General features: G+C 72.1%; 11 protein-coding genes. 3 read left to right on the forward strand and 8 right to left on the reverse strand.

What is annotated here, in order from left to right; genetic code table 11:
• Positions 1 to 146: 146 nt before the first annotated feature.
• Complete coding sequence (locus OF850_RS23670) at positions 147 to 1,304, forward strand: helix-turn-helix transcriptional regulator (RefSeq protein ID WP_301590130.1); 1,158 nt, start codon at positions 147 to 149, stop codon at positions 1,302 to 1,304.
• Positions 1,305 to 1,313: 9 nt separating this feature from the next.
• Here the strand turns inward: OF850_RS23670 and OF850_RS10975 are convergent, their stop codons facing one another.
• The 5 genes from OF850_RS10975 to OF850_RS10995 all read right to left on the reverse strand — a co-directional run bounded on the left by OF850_RS10975 (position 1,314) and on the right by OF850_RS10995 (position 8,282).
• Positions 1,314 to 1,874: a cob(I)yrinic acid a,c-diamide adenosyltransferase gene (locus OF850_RS10975; protein WP_301590131.1), complete on the reverse strand. Its 561-nt coding sequence runs from the start codon at positions 1,872 to 1,874 to the stop codon at positions 1,314 to 1,316.
• 13 nt (positions 1,875 to 1,887) lie between these two features.
• Complete coding sequence (locus OF850_RS23675) at positions 1,888 to 2,877, reverse strand: energy transducer TonB (RefSeq protein WP_301590132.1); 990 nt, start codon at positions 2,875 to 2,877, stop codon at positions 1,888 to 1,890.
• Positions 2,874 to 3,761 (reverse strand): cation diffusion facilitator family transporter, encoded by an 888-nt coding sequence (locus OF850_RS10985; RefSeq protein WP_301590133.1) that lies wholly within the window; start codon positions 3,759 to 3,761, stop codon positions 2,874 to 2,876. The genes OF850_RS23675 and OF850_RS10985 overlap by 4 nt, the downstream gene beginning before the upstream one ends.
• 79 nt (positions 3,762 to 3,840) lie before the next feature.
• Positions 3,841 to 7,335: a methionine synthase gene (gene metH / locus OF850_RS10990; protein ID WP_301590134.1), complete on the reverse strand. Its 3,495-nt coding sequence runs from the start codon at positions 7,333 to 7,335 to the stop codon at positions 3,841 to 3,843.
• A gap of 14 nt (positions 7,336 to 7,349) precedes the next feature.
• The gene (locus tag OF850_RS10995; protein WP_301590135.1) at positions 7,350 to 8,282 is read right to left on the reverse strand and encodes an ArsR/SmtB family transcription factor; all 933 of its coding nucleotides are present in this window, start codon (positions 8,280 to 8,282) and stop codon (positions 7,350 to 7,352) included.
• 77 nt (positions 8,283 to 8,359) lie between these two features.
• On the opposite strand from OF850_RS10995, the gene OF850_RS11000 reads away from it, so the two are divergent.
• On the forward strand, positions 8,360 to 8,689 hold the full coding sequence (locus tag OF850_RS11000) for a hypothetical protein (RefSeq protein ID WP_301590136.1): 330 nt from the start codon (positions 8,360 to 8,362) through the stop codon (positions 8,687 to 8,689).
• Positions 8,686 to 9,540 carry an SAM-dependent methyltransferase gene (locus OF850_RS11005; protein WP_301590138.1) on the forward strand — a complete coding sequence of 285 codons (855 nt, stop codon included), beginning with the start codon at positions 8,686 to 8,688 and terminating at the stop codon, positions 9,538 to 9,540. Before OF850_RS11000 ends, OF850_RS11005 begins: the two co-directional genes overlap by 4 nt.
• Before the next feature lie 21 nt (positions 9,541 to 9,561).
• Here the strand turns inward: OF850_RS11005 and OF850_RS11010 are convergent, their stop codons facing one another.
• From OF850_RS11010 to OF850_RS11020, 3 genes are read right to left on the reverse strand one after another with little or no spacing between them, the layout of a single operon-like run.
• The gene (locus tag OF850_RS11010; protein WP_301590139.1) at positions 9,562 to 10,857 is read right to left on the reverse strand and encodes a TRAP transporter large permease; all 1,296 of its coding nucleotides are present in this window, start codon (positions 10,855 to 10,857) and stop codon (positions 9,562 to 9,564) included.
• Between the two features lie 9 nt (positions 10,858 to 10,866).
• The gene (locus OF850_RS11015; RefSeq protein ID WP_301590140.1) at positions 10,867 to 11,403 is read right to left on the reverse strand and encodes a TRAP transporter small permease; all 537 of its coding nucleotides are present in this window, start codon (positions 11,401 to 11,403) and stop codon (positions 10,867 to 10,869) included.
• Positions 11,404 to 11,406: 3 nt separating this feature from the next.
• Entirely contained in the window at positions 11,407 to 12,387 is a 981-nt protein-coding gene (locus OF850_RS11020; protein ID WP_301590141.1) for a TRAP transporter substrate-binding protein, read from the reverse strand.
• Positions 12,388 to 12,441: the final 54 nt, after the last annotated feature.

Raw genomic sequence — 12,441 nt, forward strand, 5'->3', positions numbered from 1 at the left:
GCGGCATCCTCCGAATGGATGACGCGCCGCCGCCGGACGCGCGACGAAATGCCGACCACGCGAAGCAAGACGTGGCGGCGGCGGCATGCCGTCCGCCTTCACGACTTCACATCAGACCTGCGTTCGACGAGCGATGGAGGTGCGCGGTGGCGAGCGAGGACCTCTTCGGGCTGACCGAGATGATCTACGAGGCGGCGACGGGATCGGGCTCCTGGCAGGCGGTCGGCCACCGCCTGCAGGCGGCGGTGGGCGCGCGCACCGCGGCGATCATGGTGGGCCACCCTTCCGCCGGCGCCATGGAGATCCTGCACCACGAGGGCATCCCGCCGGACGCCGTCGCCGCCTACCGGCGCTACTACCGCACGGTGGATCTCTGGACCAATCGCGCCAGCGCCCTCGCCGCCAGAGGCACGATGCGCGTCCTGGTGCAGGGGGAGATGCTGGTCCCCGATGCGGAATACGTGCGCAGCGAGTTCTGGAACGATTTTGGCCGTCCGCTCGGGCTGCGCTACGTGCTGGGCACCGTCGCGCCGCTGGGCAGCGCGGGGCTGCTGCCGGTCGGGCTGCACCGCGCGGCGGGGGCCCCGCCCTTCGGCGCGGAGGAGCGGCGCAAGCTGTCGCTCGTGCTGCCGCACATGGTGCGCGCCTTGCAGCTTCGGCACCGGCTGGGCCTGGATCGCTCCCCCGCGCTGGCGGCGCTGGATGCGCTGCCCCTCGGCCTCCTTGTCCTCGGCGAGGATTGCGCGGTGGTGCTGGCGAACCGCAGGGCGGAGGCGATGGCGAAGGCCGGCGGCATCCGCCTGGTGCGCGTCGGCGAGGCGGGGTCGCATTTCCGCACCGTCGCGGTCGCGCGGCGCCGCGTGGAAACCGACCGCCTCCTCGCCCTCGTGCGGGGGGTCGCGCATCGGGGCGAGGCCGGGGGCGCGATGCGGCTGCACGACGAGGAGGGCAGCGCCGCCACGGCCGTCCTGGTCGCGCCGCTGCCGCAGCGCCTCGTGCAAGGCGCATCAGGCAGCGGCACGCCGATCCCCGGCCAGGCGCTGGTGCTGCTGCGCGACCTGTCGGCGCCGCCCGCGCTGCCCACGCCGCAGATGCTGTCCGACTTGTTCGGCCTGACCGCGGCGGAGGCGGCCGTGGCGCATGCCGTGGCCGCCATGCCGGGGCGCGGCCTCAACGGCATCGCCGCGCGGCTCAACATCGCGGAAACGACGCTCAAGACGCATCTGGCGCGCGTCTTCCTCAAGACCGGGGCAGCGGGCCAGGCGGATCTGGTCCGGATGCTCGCCGGCCTTGCCGTGTCGTGAGGCCCGGGGCTAGGTCCGGCCCGCCCCCGGCACCCAGGTGACGTCGCGCGCGCCATCCTCGTTCAGGTGGCGCGCCAGCACGAAGAGGTGGTCGGACAGGCGGTTCAGGTAGCGGATCGCCGCTGGGTTCACCGCCTCGCGCGCGGCCAGGGCCACCACTAGGCGCTCCGCCCGCCGCACCACGGTGCGGGCGAGATGGGCATGGGCGGCGCCGGCGCTGCCGCCGGGCAGGACGAAGGAGCGCAGCGGCGCGAGGCGCGCGTTCATCGCCGCCAGCTCCGCCTCCAGCCGCGCCGATTGCGCGTCCTCCATGCGCAGGCGCTTCTCCGCCTCCGTGCCCGGGACGCAGAGATCGGCGCCCAGGTCGAACAGGTCGTTCTGGATGCGGGCGAGCATGGCGTCGGCCTCGCCGGCCGCGTGCAGGCGCACGAGGCCGATGGTGGCGTTCGCTTCGTCCACTGTGCCATAGGCCTCGACGCGCAGCGCGTCCTTGCGGACCCGCGCCCCGTCGCCGAGCGAGGTTTCGCCGGCATCGCCGCCGCGCGTGGTGATGACGTCAAGCCGGACCATGGGCGGTGCCCCTCTATTGCAGACGGAATTGCACGCTGGTGCGCGCGGTGCTCGGGATCGGCAAGCCGTCGCGCGTCGCCGGCCGGAAGCGCCAGGCCAGGGCGCCGCGCTGCGCCGCCTCGTCCAGGATGCGCGAGCCGGAGGATTGCGTGACCCGCACCCCCGCGACGCGGCCATCCGTGCCGACCGAAAGCTCCAGCGCGACGGTGCCCGTCTCGTTCCGGAAGCGGGCCGCCTCGGGATAGGGGATCTCGCGGTTGCGGAAATTCGGGTCGAGGCCCGGCGGCACCAGCACGCCGGCGGCGCGGTTGAGCCCGGCGGTGGGGCTCATCACGGGCGGGAAGGCGGGCGGCGACGGGCTGGCCTGCTGCTGCGGCTGGGGCTGCGACGGGGGCTGGGCCTGCTGCGCCGGGGCCGGGCGCGGCGACGGGCGGGCGGGTGGAGGCGGGGGTGGCGGCGCAGGCGGCGGAAGGGGCAATTCCTCGGCCGGTTCCGGCTCGGGCGCCGCTTCCGGCGCGGGCTCCGCGGGGGGTTCGGGCGGCGGGGCCAGGGCGAGGTCGGTGGGCAGGGGCGGCATCGTCGCCTCGGGCAAGGCGAGCGGCGGCACCTCGGCGAGGCTTGGCGCGGGGGCGGCTGGCGGCGGGGGCGGCATGGCCGCCATGGGGGGCGGCGCGCTGGAAGCGGGCGGCGCGGGCGGGGGTGGGGGAGAAGCGGCGACGGGCGGGCTGGGCGGCGGGGGCGGCGCCGGGGTGGCCGGTTCCGGCGCGGGGGGTGGCGCGACCGGCTCCGGTGCGGCCTCGGGCGCGGGGGCGCCCTCCTCCGTCACCTCGTCCCAGACCATCTGCACCCCCTGTTCCTCGGCGGGGGGCGGCAAGGTGGGGCGGATCAGCAGCAGGGCGGCGGCCAGCGCCACGCCGTGCAGCGCCAGCGAGACGGGGATGGCGATGGGCAGGCGGGGCGGCGCCGGCGGCGCATTTCCCCAGCGCGGCCCCTCGGGCGTCACAGCACCACCACCCCGCTGTGCTTGGCCTTGCCCTCGGGCTCGACATGGATGGTGATGACGGCCTCGCCCAATTCGGCCTTCAGCGCCGCCTCCACCCGATCGGTGATCACGTGCGCCTCGTCCACCGTCATGGTGCCGGGGACGACGAGGTGGAACTCGATGAAGGCGAGGCGCCCCGCCTGGCGGGAGCGGATGTCGTGCGCCTCGATCGCGCCTTCCGCCGCCTGCCCGACGATGGCGCGGATGCGGGCGAGGGATTCGGGCGCCACCGCCTCGTCCATCAGCCCGCCGACGGATTCGCGTACGAGGCCCGCGCCGCTGGCCAGGATGTTCAGCGCGGTGAGGCCGGCCAGCAGCGGGTCGAGCCACCACAGTCCGGTCGCCGCCGCCAGCCCGATTCCCGCCAGCACGCCGACCGAGGTGACGACGTCGGACAGGAGGTGCCGGGCATCGGCCTTGAGCGCGGGGGAGCGCAGCGCGGCGGAGCGGCGGAACAGGTGGCGGCACCAGAGGGCGTTGATGGCGGTCGCCGCGAGCGCCACGGCTGCGGCGGGCCAGGTCAGGTCGGGAATGCGGGGCGACGAGAAGGAGGACCACACTTCCACGAGAATGACGAAGGCCGCGGCGAGGATCAGCGCGCCTTCCAGAACGGCGGAGAAATATTCCGCCTTGTGATGGCCGTAGGGATGGTTGGCGTCGGCCGGCAGGGCGGCGTAGCGCACCGCCGCCAGGGCCGCGAGGGCGGCGGCCACGTTCACCACGCTTTCCAGCGCGTCGGCGAAGAGGGCGACGCTGCCGGTGAGCCACCATGCCACGGCCTTCAGCGCCAGCACGGCGATGGCCACGGCGACGCTGCCCCAGGCGGTGTTGACGGCTCGGCTCACTCGGGAATCCCGTTGCGGTTCGGGGGACCCTCCTAGCGCGGATAACGCCCCCGGCGAAATGCCGGGGGCGCGGACCCGATCAGACGGAGAAGTACTTGGCGCGCGGGTGATGGAGCACGATGGCGCTGGTGCTCTGCTCCGGATGGAGCTGCCACTCGTCGGACAGGTCCACGCCGATGCGCTCGGCGCCCAGCAGCTTCAGCAGCGGCGCCTGGTCCTCCAGCCGCGGGCAGGCGGGGTAGCCGAAGGAGTAGCGGCCGCCGCGATAGCCCTGGGAAAGCATCTTCTCGATGTCGCGCTCGTCCTCGGCCGCGAAGCCGAGCTCGGCGCGGATGCGCTTGTGGACGTATTCCGCCAGCGCCTCCGCCATCTCGACGCCGAGGCCGTGCAGGTAGAGGTAGTCCTGGTAGCGGTTCTCCTCGAACCACTGCCGCGCCACCTCGCTGGCGCGCTGGCCCATGGTGACGACCTGCAGGCCGATCACGTCGCGCTCGCCGTCCTCCACGTCGCGCACGAAGTCGGCGATGCACTCGCCATCCTCCTTGGGCTGGCGCGGCAGGGTGAAGCGGGCGGCCTCGGTGACGCCGTCCTCCTCGAACAGGATCAGGTCATTGCCCTGGCCGGCGCATTTCCAGTAGCCGTAGATGGCCTGTGGCTTCAGGATCTTCTCCTGCTCCGCGATCGTCAGCATGCGCTTCAGCACCGGGCGGAGTTCCTGCTTCGCCCAGCCCAGGAAATCCTCGAGCGAGCGCCCGGCTTTCCGGAAGCCCCACTGGAACTGGTAGAGCGAGCGCTCGTTCACGAAGGGCACCAGCGCCTTCGGGTCGGCCTCCATCACCCGCGCGCCCCAGAAGGGCGGCTTCGGCACGGCGAGGCCGGCGGTCTGCGCGCGGCGGCGCCCCTGGGCGTAGTTCACGTCCACCGGCGCGAAGCCGCGCGGGTCCGCCTGGCCCAGCACGCGCTTCTCGTTGCGCGCCTTGCCGCCGCGCTTGGCCTGCAGCGCCGCGAGGTAGTCGTCGAAGCCGTTGCCCACCACCTTGTCCATCAGGTGCAGCCCGTCGAAGGCATCGCGCGCATAGGCGACGCGGCCGCAGGCATAGGCCCGGACGCAGTCATCCTCGACGTAGTTGCGCGTCAGCGCCGCGCCGCCGAGCAGCACCGGGATCTCGATGCCCTGGCGGCTCATCTCCTCCAGGTTCTCGCGCATCACGACCGTGGACTTCACGAGGAGGCCGGACATGCCGATGGCGTGCGCCTTGTGTTCCTTGGCCGCCGTGACGATGTCGGCCAGCGGCACCTTGATGCCCAGGTTCACGACCTTGTAGCCGTTGTTGGTGAGGATGATGTCCACGAGGTTCTTGCCGATGTCGTGGACGTCGCCCTTCACCGTGCCGAGCACGATGATGCCCTTCTCCTGCCCCTCGACCCGCTCCATGTGCGGCTCCAGATAGGCGACGGCGGATTTCATCGTCTCGGCGGATTGCAGCACGAAGGGAAGCTGCATCTTGCCGGCGCCGAACAGCTCGCCGACGACCTTCATCCCGTCCAGAAGGATGTCGTTGATGATGGCGAGCGGGGTGATGCCCTTGGCCAGCGCGTCGGCCAGCTCGTCGTCGAGGCCCTTGCGGTCGCCATCCACGATGCGGTCCTTGAGGCGGCCTTCCACCGTCTCGGCCTTCTTCTTGGCGGCGGCGTCGGCGGCCTTCCGGCCGGCGAACATCTCCAGCACCTTCTGGAGCGGGTCGTAATCCTCGCGGCGACGGTCGAATATCAGGTCTTCCATCACCTGCACCTCCTCTGCCGGGATGGCATGGAGGGGCTTGATCTTGCTGACATGGACGATGGCGCCCGTCATGCCGGCCTTCACCGCGTGGTCGAGGAAGACGCTGTTCAAGACGTGGCGCGCGGCCGGGTTGAGCCCGAAGGAGATGTTGCTCAGGCCGAGGATGATCTGGATGTCCGGGAACTTCTCCCGGATCATGCGGATGCCTTCCAGCGTCCACTGGCCGAGCTTGCGGTCGTCCTCGTTGCCGGTGGCGACCGTGAAGGTCAGCGGGTCGATCAGCAGGTCGCTTTGCGGCAGGCCGTGCTTGTTGCAGGCGAAGTCCACCAGCCGCTCGGCGATGCGGAGCTTGTCCTCGGCGGTCTTGGCCATGCCCACCTCGTCGATGGTGAGCGCGATGACGCCGGCGCCGAACTTCCTGGCGAGGATCATGCGGTCGCGTGCCGCGTCCTCGCCATCCTCGAAGTTGATCGAGTTGATGATGGGCTTGCCGCCATGGCGCTTCAGCGCCGCCTCGATCACCGGCGTCTCGGTCGAGTCGATCACCAGCGGCGCGTTCACGCTGGCGGTGAAGCGGGTGATGACCTCGTTCATCTCGGCCATCTCGTCGCGGCCCACGAAGGCGGTGCAGATGTCGAGGGAGTTGGAGCCCTCGCCCACCTGCTCGCGCCCGATGGCGAGGCAGCCATCCCAGTCATGCGCCGCCTGGCGCTCGCGCCACGCCTTGGAGCCGTTGGCGTTGCAGCGCTCGCCGATGGAGAAGTAGCTGTTCTCCTGCCGCAGGCTCACCGCCGAATACAGGCTGGCGACGGAGGGCACCCAGTGATGGGTGCGCTTCGCCGGCGCGGGGCGGCGCGCCTCGCCCGCGCGCTTGCGCAGCATGGCGTCCAGCGCCGCGATGTGCGGGGTGGAGGTGCCGCAGCAGCCGCCGATCAGGTTGAACCCGTCCTCGGCGACGAAGCGCTCCATCCAGGTGGCCATCTCCTCCGGCGCCAGCGGGTAGTGGGTCTTGCCGTCCACCAGTTCCGGCAGGCCGGCATTGGGCTGGACGGAAAGCAGGCCGGGCCAGTTGCGCGACAGCCAGCGGATGTGTTCCGCCATCTCCTGCGGGCCGGTGGCGCAGTTCAGCCCGATCAGCGGCACGTCCAGCGCATGGACCACGGCGGCGGCAGCGGCGATGTCGGGGCCGACCAGCAGCGTGCCGGTGGTTTCCACCGTCACCTGCACGAAGATGGGCAGGTCGCGCTTCGCCTCGGCGCGGGCGCGCTTCGCGGCGTTCACCGCAGCCTTGATGTAGAGCGTGTCCTGGTTGGTCTCGGTCAGCAGCGCGTCGGCGCCGCCGGCGATGAGGCCGCGGCACTGGATCGTCAGCGCCTCCTCCAGATCGTCGTAGGCGATGTGGCCGAGGCTCGGCAGCTTGGTGCCGGGGCCGATGTCGCCCACCACCCAGCGATGGCGCCCGTCGGCGAAGGCCTCCGCGGCCTCGCGCGCGATCTCCACCGCCGCCTTGTTCAGCTCGAAGGCGCGCGCCTCCAGGCCGAACTCGCCCAGCGTGACGGGGGAGCCGCCGAAGGTGTTGGTGAGCACCATGTCGGCGCCCGCCTCGTAGTAGGAGTGGTGGATCTCCCGCACGATGTCGGGGCGGGACAGGCACAGGATGTCGGTGCAGTTCTCCTGGCCCCAGTAATCCTTCTCGATGTCCAGGGTCATCTGCTGGACGCGCGCGCCCATGCCGCCGTCGCACAGGAGGACGCGGTCGCGAAGGGCTTCGAGGAGGTGCGGTCGGGACATGGGCGTTCCGTGTGTCAGGCGGCGTTGAAGGCAGGCAGGCGTTCGGCCGCCCAGAGGCGGACGGCGAGCGGGCCGGGAATGTCGCGGGTGGAGGACAGGGCGCAGCGCGCGGCGCCGAGCCAGCCGGCCAGCTCCGCGTCGTCGAAGCCGGGCCAGCGATGGGCGAAGCGGGACAGGAGATCGGCGCGGCCATGCGCGGCGAGGTCGGCCACGAGCAGCACGCCGCCGGGCTTGAGGACGCGCGCCGCCTCGGCCAGGGCGGCGGCCGGGTCCTCGGCATAGTGGAGCACCATCTGCAGCGTCACCGCGTCCTGCGAGGCATCGGCGATGGGCAGGCGGTACATGTCGGCCTGGCGGACGAAGGTGCGGTCGGCGAGGCCGCGCTCGGACAGGCGGGCGCGGGCGAGGGCCAGCATGTCGCGGCTGGCGTCGAGGCCGAGGGCGTGGCCGGCGCGCGGTGCGGCGAGCTCGAGGAGGCGGCCCGTGCCGGTGCCGATGTCGAGCAGCGTGCCGATGCGCGGTGGCAGGGCGTCGAGCATCGCCGTTTCCAGCGCCTCGGCGTCCAGGCCGAGGGCGCGCATCTCGTCCCACTCCATCCCCTCGCGCTGGAAGGAGTCGCTGGCGGCGCGGGCGCGCTCGGCCGCGATGCGGGCGGCCTGGCGGCGGTCGCTTTGCAGCAGCGGGTCGTCCTCCGGCAGGCGGGCGAGGACGAGGCGCGCCACCTCCGCCCCGGCGGGGAGCTGGAAATAAACGTTGGCGCCCTCGGGAATCCGTTGCAGAAGCCCGGCCTCGGCCAGCAGCTTCAGGTGCCGGGACAGGCGCGGCTGGGACTGGCCGAGGATCTGGCACATCTCCGACACGCAAAAGGCGCCGCGGGCGCACAGGGCGAGCAGGCGCAGCCGCGTGGGTTCGGCGGCGGCGCGGAGTTGGGAGAGCAGCTCGTCCATGCGCCCTCATCGCATAAACATATCCTTATGTCCAGCATCGGATTGGCCCTGGCGGCCATATCCGGTAAGGTGGCGCGATGGCCTGGACCCTGGATGCCCGCATCCCCGTTTCCTTCGGCGCCCCGCCCCCGGGGCGCGCCTGGGCCTGGATCGGCGAAGCCCCCCTGCCCGGCGCGGTCGCGGTGATGGCGCTGGCCCTGGAGGAGGAGCGTCACGCGGCGGGCTGCGCTTGCTGCGGCGGCCGGAGCGCCGCAGCCGAAGCGCTGGACCGGCTGTTTCAGGACCGGGTGCGCGGCCGCTGCCCGTGGTTCGACGCGGTGGCCGTTTCGCCGGACGCGGCCGAGGCGGTGCGCGAGGCGCTGCGCGGGGATGCGCTGGCCGCCGCCCGTTTCAGGGAGGCCGCGTGACTCCCGCCGCCGAGCGCCAGGCAAGGCGCGTCGCCCGCTATTATCGCTGGCTGGACGGGATTTCCTTCTTCAAGGCGCGGCGCGCCGCCGGGGAGGAGGCGCATCCGGTGCACCGCGCCCTGCGCGACCCGGCGGGCGGACCGCCCTCCCCCCTCGTCATCCACCGGCTGATGCTGGAGGGGCTGGCCCTGCCGCCGGCGCCGCGCGTGCTCGACGCGGGGTGCGGCTACGGCGCGACCATGCTCGACCTCGCTCCAAGTCTCGGAGGCGACTGGACCGGGCTGACGCTGAGCCCGGAGCAGCGGCGGCGCGGCAACGCAGCGATCGCGGCGGCGGGGCTGGAGGGGCAGGCACGCATCCTCCTGCGCTCCTACGACGCGCCGCCGCCCGGGCGATACGACCTGATCTACGGCATCGAGAGCCTGATCCATTCCGCCGACCCGGCGGCGACGATCGGCAACCTCGCGGCCGCGCTGGAGCCGGGCGGGTTCCTCCTCGTGGTGGACGACATGCCGGTGGCCGCGATGCCGGAGGAGGCGCGGGCGCGGCTGGCGGGGTTCCGCGCCTTCTGGCGCTGCCCGGTGGCGCCTGGGCGCGACGGGTGGCGCGCGGCGCTGGAAGCGGCGGGATTGGAAGTGGTGGCGGAGCGCGCGCTGAACCCGCTGCTGCTGGTGCGCGGCATGGCGGAGCTGCGCGGGCGCATCGCCACGCTGCGGCGGCAGCGGCGATTGCTGCGCCTGCTCGGCCTCGGCGTCCGGCTGGAGGCGGAGATCGGCGGGCTGTGGCTGGAAACGCTGCAGACCGAGGGCTTCGTGGAGTACCGGGTGATGGTGGCGCGGAGGCCGGGTTAGGCGCCGCCCCCGCGGGCCGCGCTACCGGCTCAGCACCGCATCCGGCAGCCAGGTCACCAGCGCCGGGAACAGCGTCACCAGCGCGACGGTCAGGACCAGCATGCAGAAGAAGGGCAAGGAGGCCCAGGCGATCTCCGTCTGCTCCTTGCCGGTCATGGTCTGCATGACGAAGAGGTTGAAGCCCAGCGGCGGCGAGATCTCGGCCAGCTCGACCAGCAGCACGATGAAGATGCCGAACCACACGAGGTCGAACCCGGCCTGCTGCACCATCGGCACCACGACGCTGGTGGTCAGCACGATCATGGACACGCCGTCCAGCGCGGTGCCGAGGATCAGGTAGACCACGGTGAGGATGGCGATGATGGCGTAGGGGCCGAGCCCGGCCTCGGCCACCGCCGTCGCCAGCGCCGCCGGGATGCCGGTCAGCGCCATCGCCTTGGTGAGGAAGGCGGCGCCGGCCAGGATGAACATGATCATGCAGGACAGGCGCGTCGCGCCGGCGAGGCTGTCGCGGAAGGAACTCCAGGACAGCGTGCCGGTGAGCGCCGCGAGGATCAGCGCGCCGAGCACGCCGAAGGCCGCCGCCTCCGTCGCCGTGGCGAGGCCGGCGAACATAGAGCCGATGACGCCCACGATCAGCAGGCCGCAGGGAATGAGCTGCGAGGATTGCCGCACCTTCTGCACGAAGGAAAGGCGCGGTTCCGGTGGTGGCTGCTTGGCCGGGTTCAGCAGCGCCCAGACCACGATGTAGAGCGAGAACAGCCCCATCACGAGCATCCCCGGGATCATGCCGGCGATGAAGACGCGCACGATGGAAACCTCGGCCGCCACCGCATAGACCACCATGATGATGGAGGGCGGGATCATGATGCCCAGCGTGCCCGAGGTGGTGAGGGAGCCGATCGCCGTGCGCTCGTCATAGCCGCGGCGCTTCAGCTCCGGCAGGGCGATCTTGCTGACCGTGGCGCAGGTGGCGGCGGAGGAGCCGGACACGCTCCCGAAGATTCCGCAGGCCAGCACGTTCACGTGCAGCAGACGCCCTGGCAGGCGCCGCACCCAGGGGGCGAGGCCGTTGAACAGCTCCTCCGACAGGCGGGTGCGGAACAGGATCTCGCCCATCCAGATGAACATGGGCAGGGCGGCCAGCGTCCAGCTTCCCGTGCTTTCCCAGAAGGCGGAGGCGAGGAAGAGCCCCGGCGAGGGATGGACGATGGTCATCGCCACCCAGCCCGTCGCGGCCAGGGCCAGCGCGATCCAGAGCCCGGAGGCGAGCAGCAGGCACAGCAGCACCAGCAGCAGCAGCGCGATCTCGAGCATCCCCACCGCTCAGGCCTCCGCCGAGAAGTCGCCGCGCGCGGCGCGTTCCTCGGCCGCCACGACGTAGCCGGGCCTTTGGCCCATCAGGACGGAGACGAGCTCGTCGAGCACAGCGGTGAGCAGGATGCCGGCGCCGAGCGGGATGGCCAGCTTGGGGATCCAGAGCAGGAAGGGGACGGTGCCCTGGGCGACCTCCTCGATCTCGCGCGAGAACATGGCCTCGGAGAAGGTCCAGAAGGTGATGTAGGCGCAGAGCAGCGCGGCCAGCACCAGCACCCCGACCTCGATCCAGCGGCGTGCCGCGGGGCCAAAGCGATCGATCACGAGGCCGACGCGGATCAGCTCGCCGCGCTTGAAGGTGTGGGCCAGGGCGAAGAAGGTGGTGGCGACGCAGAGATAGGCGACGAAGTCGTCCGCGCCGGGAAATTGCCGCCCCATCCCGCGCAGCGCCACCTGCGCCATCATCGAAAGAAAGATGGCGAGAAGGGCCAGGGCAGCGAGCACGGCGCTCGCCCGGTAGAGGAAGTCGAGCGAGCGCCGCAGCACGCGTCAGCTCCGCGCGGCGCGGTAGGCCTGGATGACGCGCTGCCCGTCCTCGCCGGCACGGGCCAGCCATTCGCGGACCATCTCGTCGCTCACGCGCCCCATGGCCTCCATGACGGCGGGGTTGGCAGGGGTGACGGAAACGCCGCGCTGGGCGAGGGTCGCCTCCGCCTGGTCCTTCGCCTGCTCGGCCATCTGCCAGCCGCGCGTCTCGGCGGCGGCGGCGGCGGCGCGCACCGCCTGCTGGTCGGCGGCGGACAGCCCTTCCAGCGCGCGACGGTTCACGAAGACCGCGTTGCGGGTGAAGGTGAAGCCCACCGGGGTGAAGTGGCGCGCATAGTCCCAGGCGGAGGTGTCCACGCCCGTGGTCGCGGAGGTGACCATGGAGTTCACCACCCCCGTGGCGAAGGCCTGCGGGATCTCGGCCGCCTGCACCAGCGTCGGCGTGGCGCCGACCAGCGTGGCGAAGCGGTTGGTCATCACGTTGAAGGTGCGCATGCGGGTGCCGCGCAGGTTCTCCAGCGTTTCGACCGGGAAGTTGGTGTAGAAGCCCGAGGGCGGCCACGGCACCATGTAGAGCAGGGCCAGGCCCTGGCGTCCGAACCGCGCCTCGATGAAGGGCCGCGCCGCCTCCATCAGCCGCCGCGCCTCGGCGAAGGTGGTGACGAGCTGCGGGATGCCGTCCACCTCGAAGAACGGGTCCTCGTTGCCATAGGCGCTGAGCAGGATCTCGCCGAGCTGGACCTGGCCGCGCTGCACGCCGGCCTTGATCTGCGGCATGGGCAGGAGCGAGGCGTTGCTGTGCAGCTGCACCTGCACGCGGCCGCCCGTCGCCCCCTGCACCTCCTCCAGGAAGCTACGCACGTTGCGCGTGTGGAAGTTCCCGTCCGGATAGGGGGTGGCCATCTGCCAGCGCGCCTGGGCGAAGGCCCCGGCGGAAAGCGGCAGGAGCGCGGAGGCGCCCAGCAGGGAGCGGCGATTCATCATCGGACTTGTCTCCATTGGTGGGGGATGGTCGGCGGCACGGGGGCGGGCATCAAG

The sequence above is a fragment of the Sabulicella glaciei genome (assembly GCF_026183895.1).
In the GTDB taxonomy this organism is placed as follows: Bacteria; Pseudomonadota; Alphaproteobacteria; order Acetobacterales; family Acetobacteraceae; genus Roseococcus; species Roseococcus glaciei.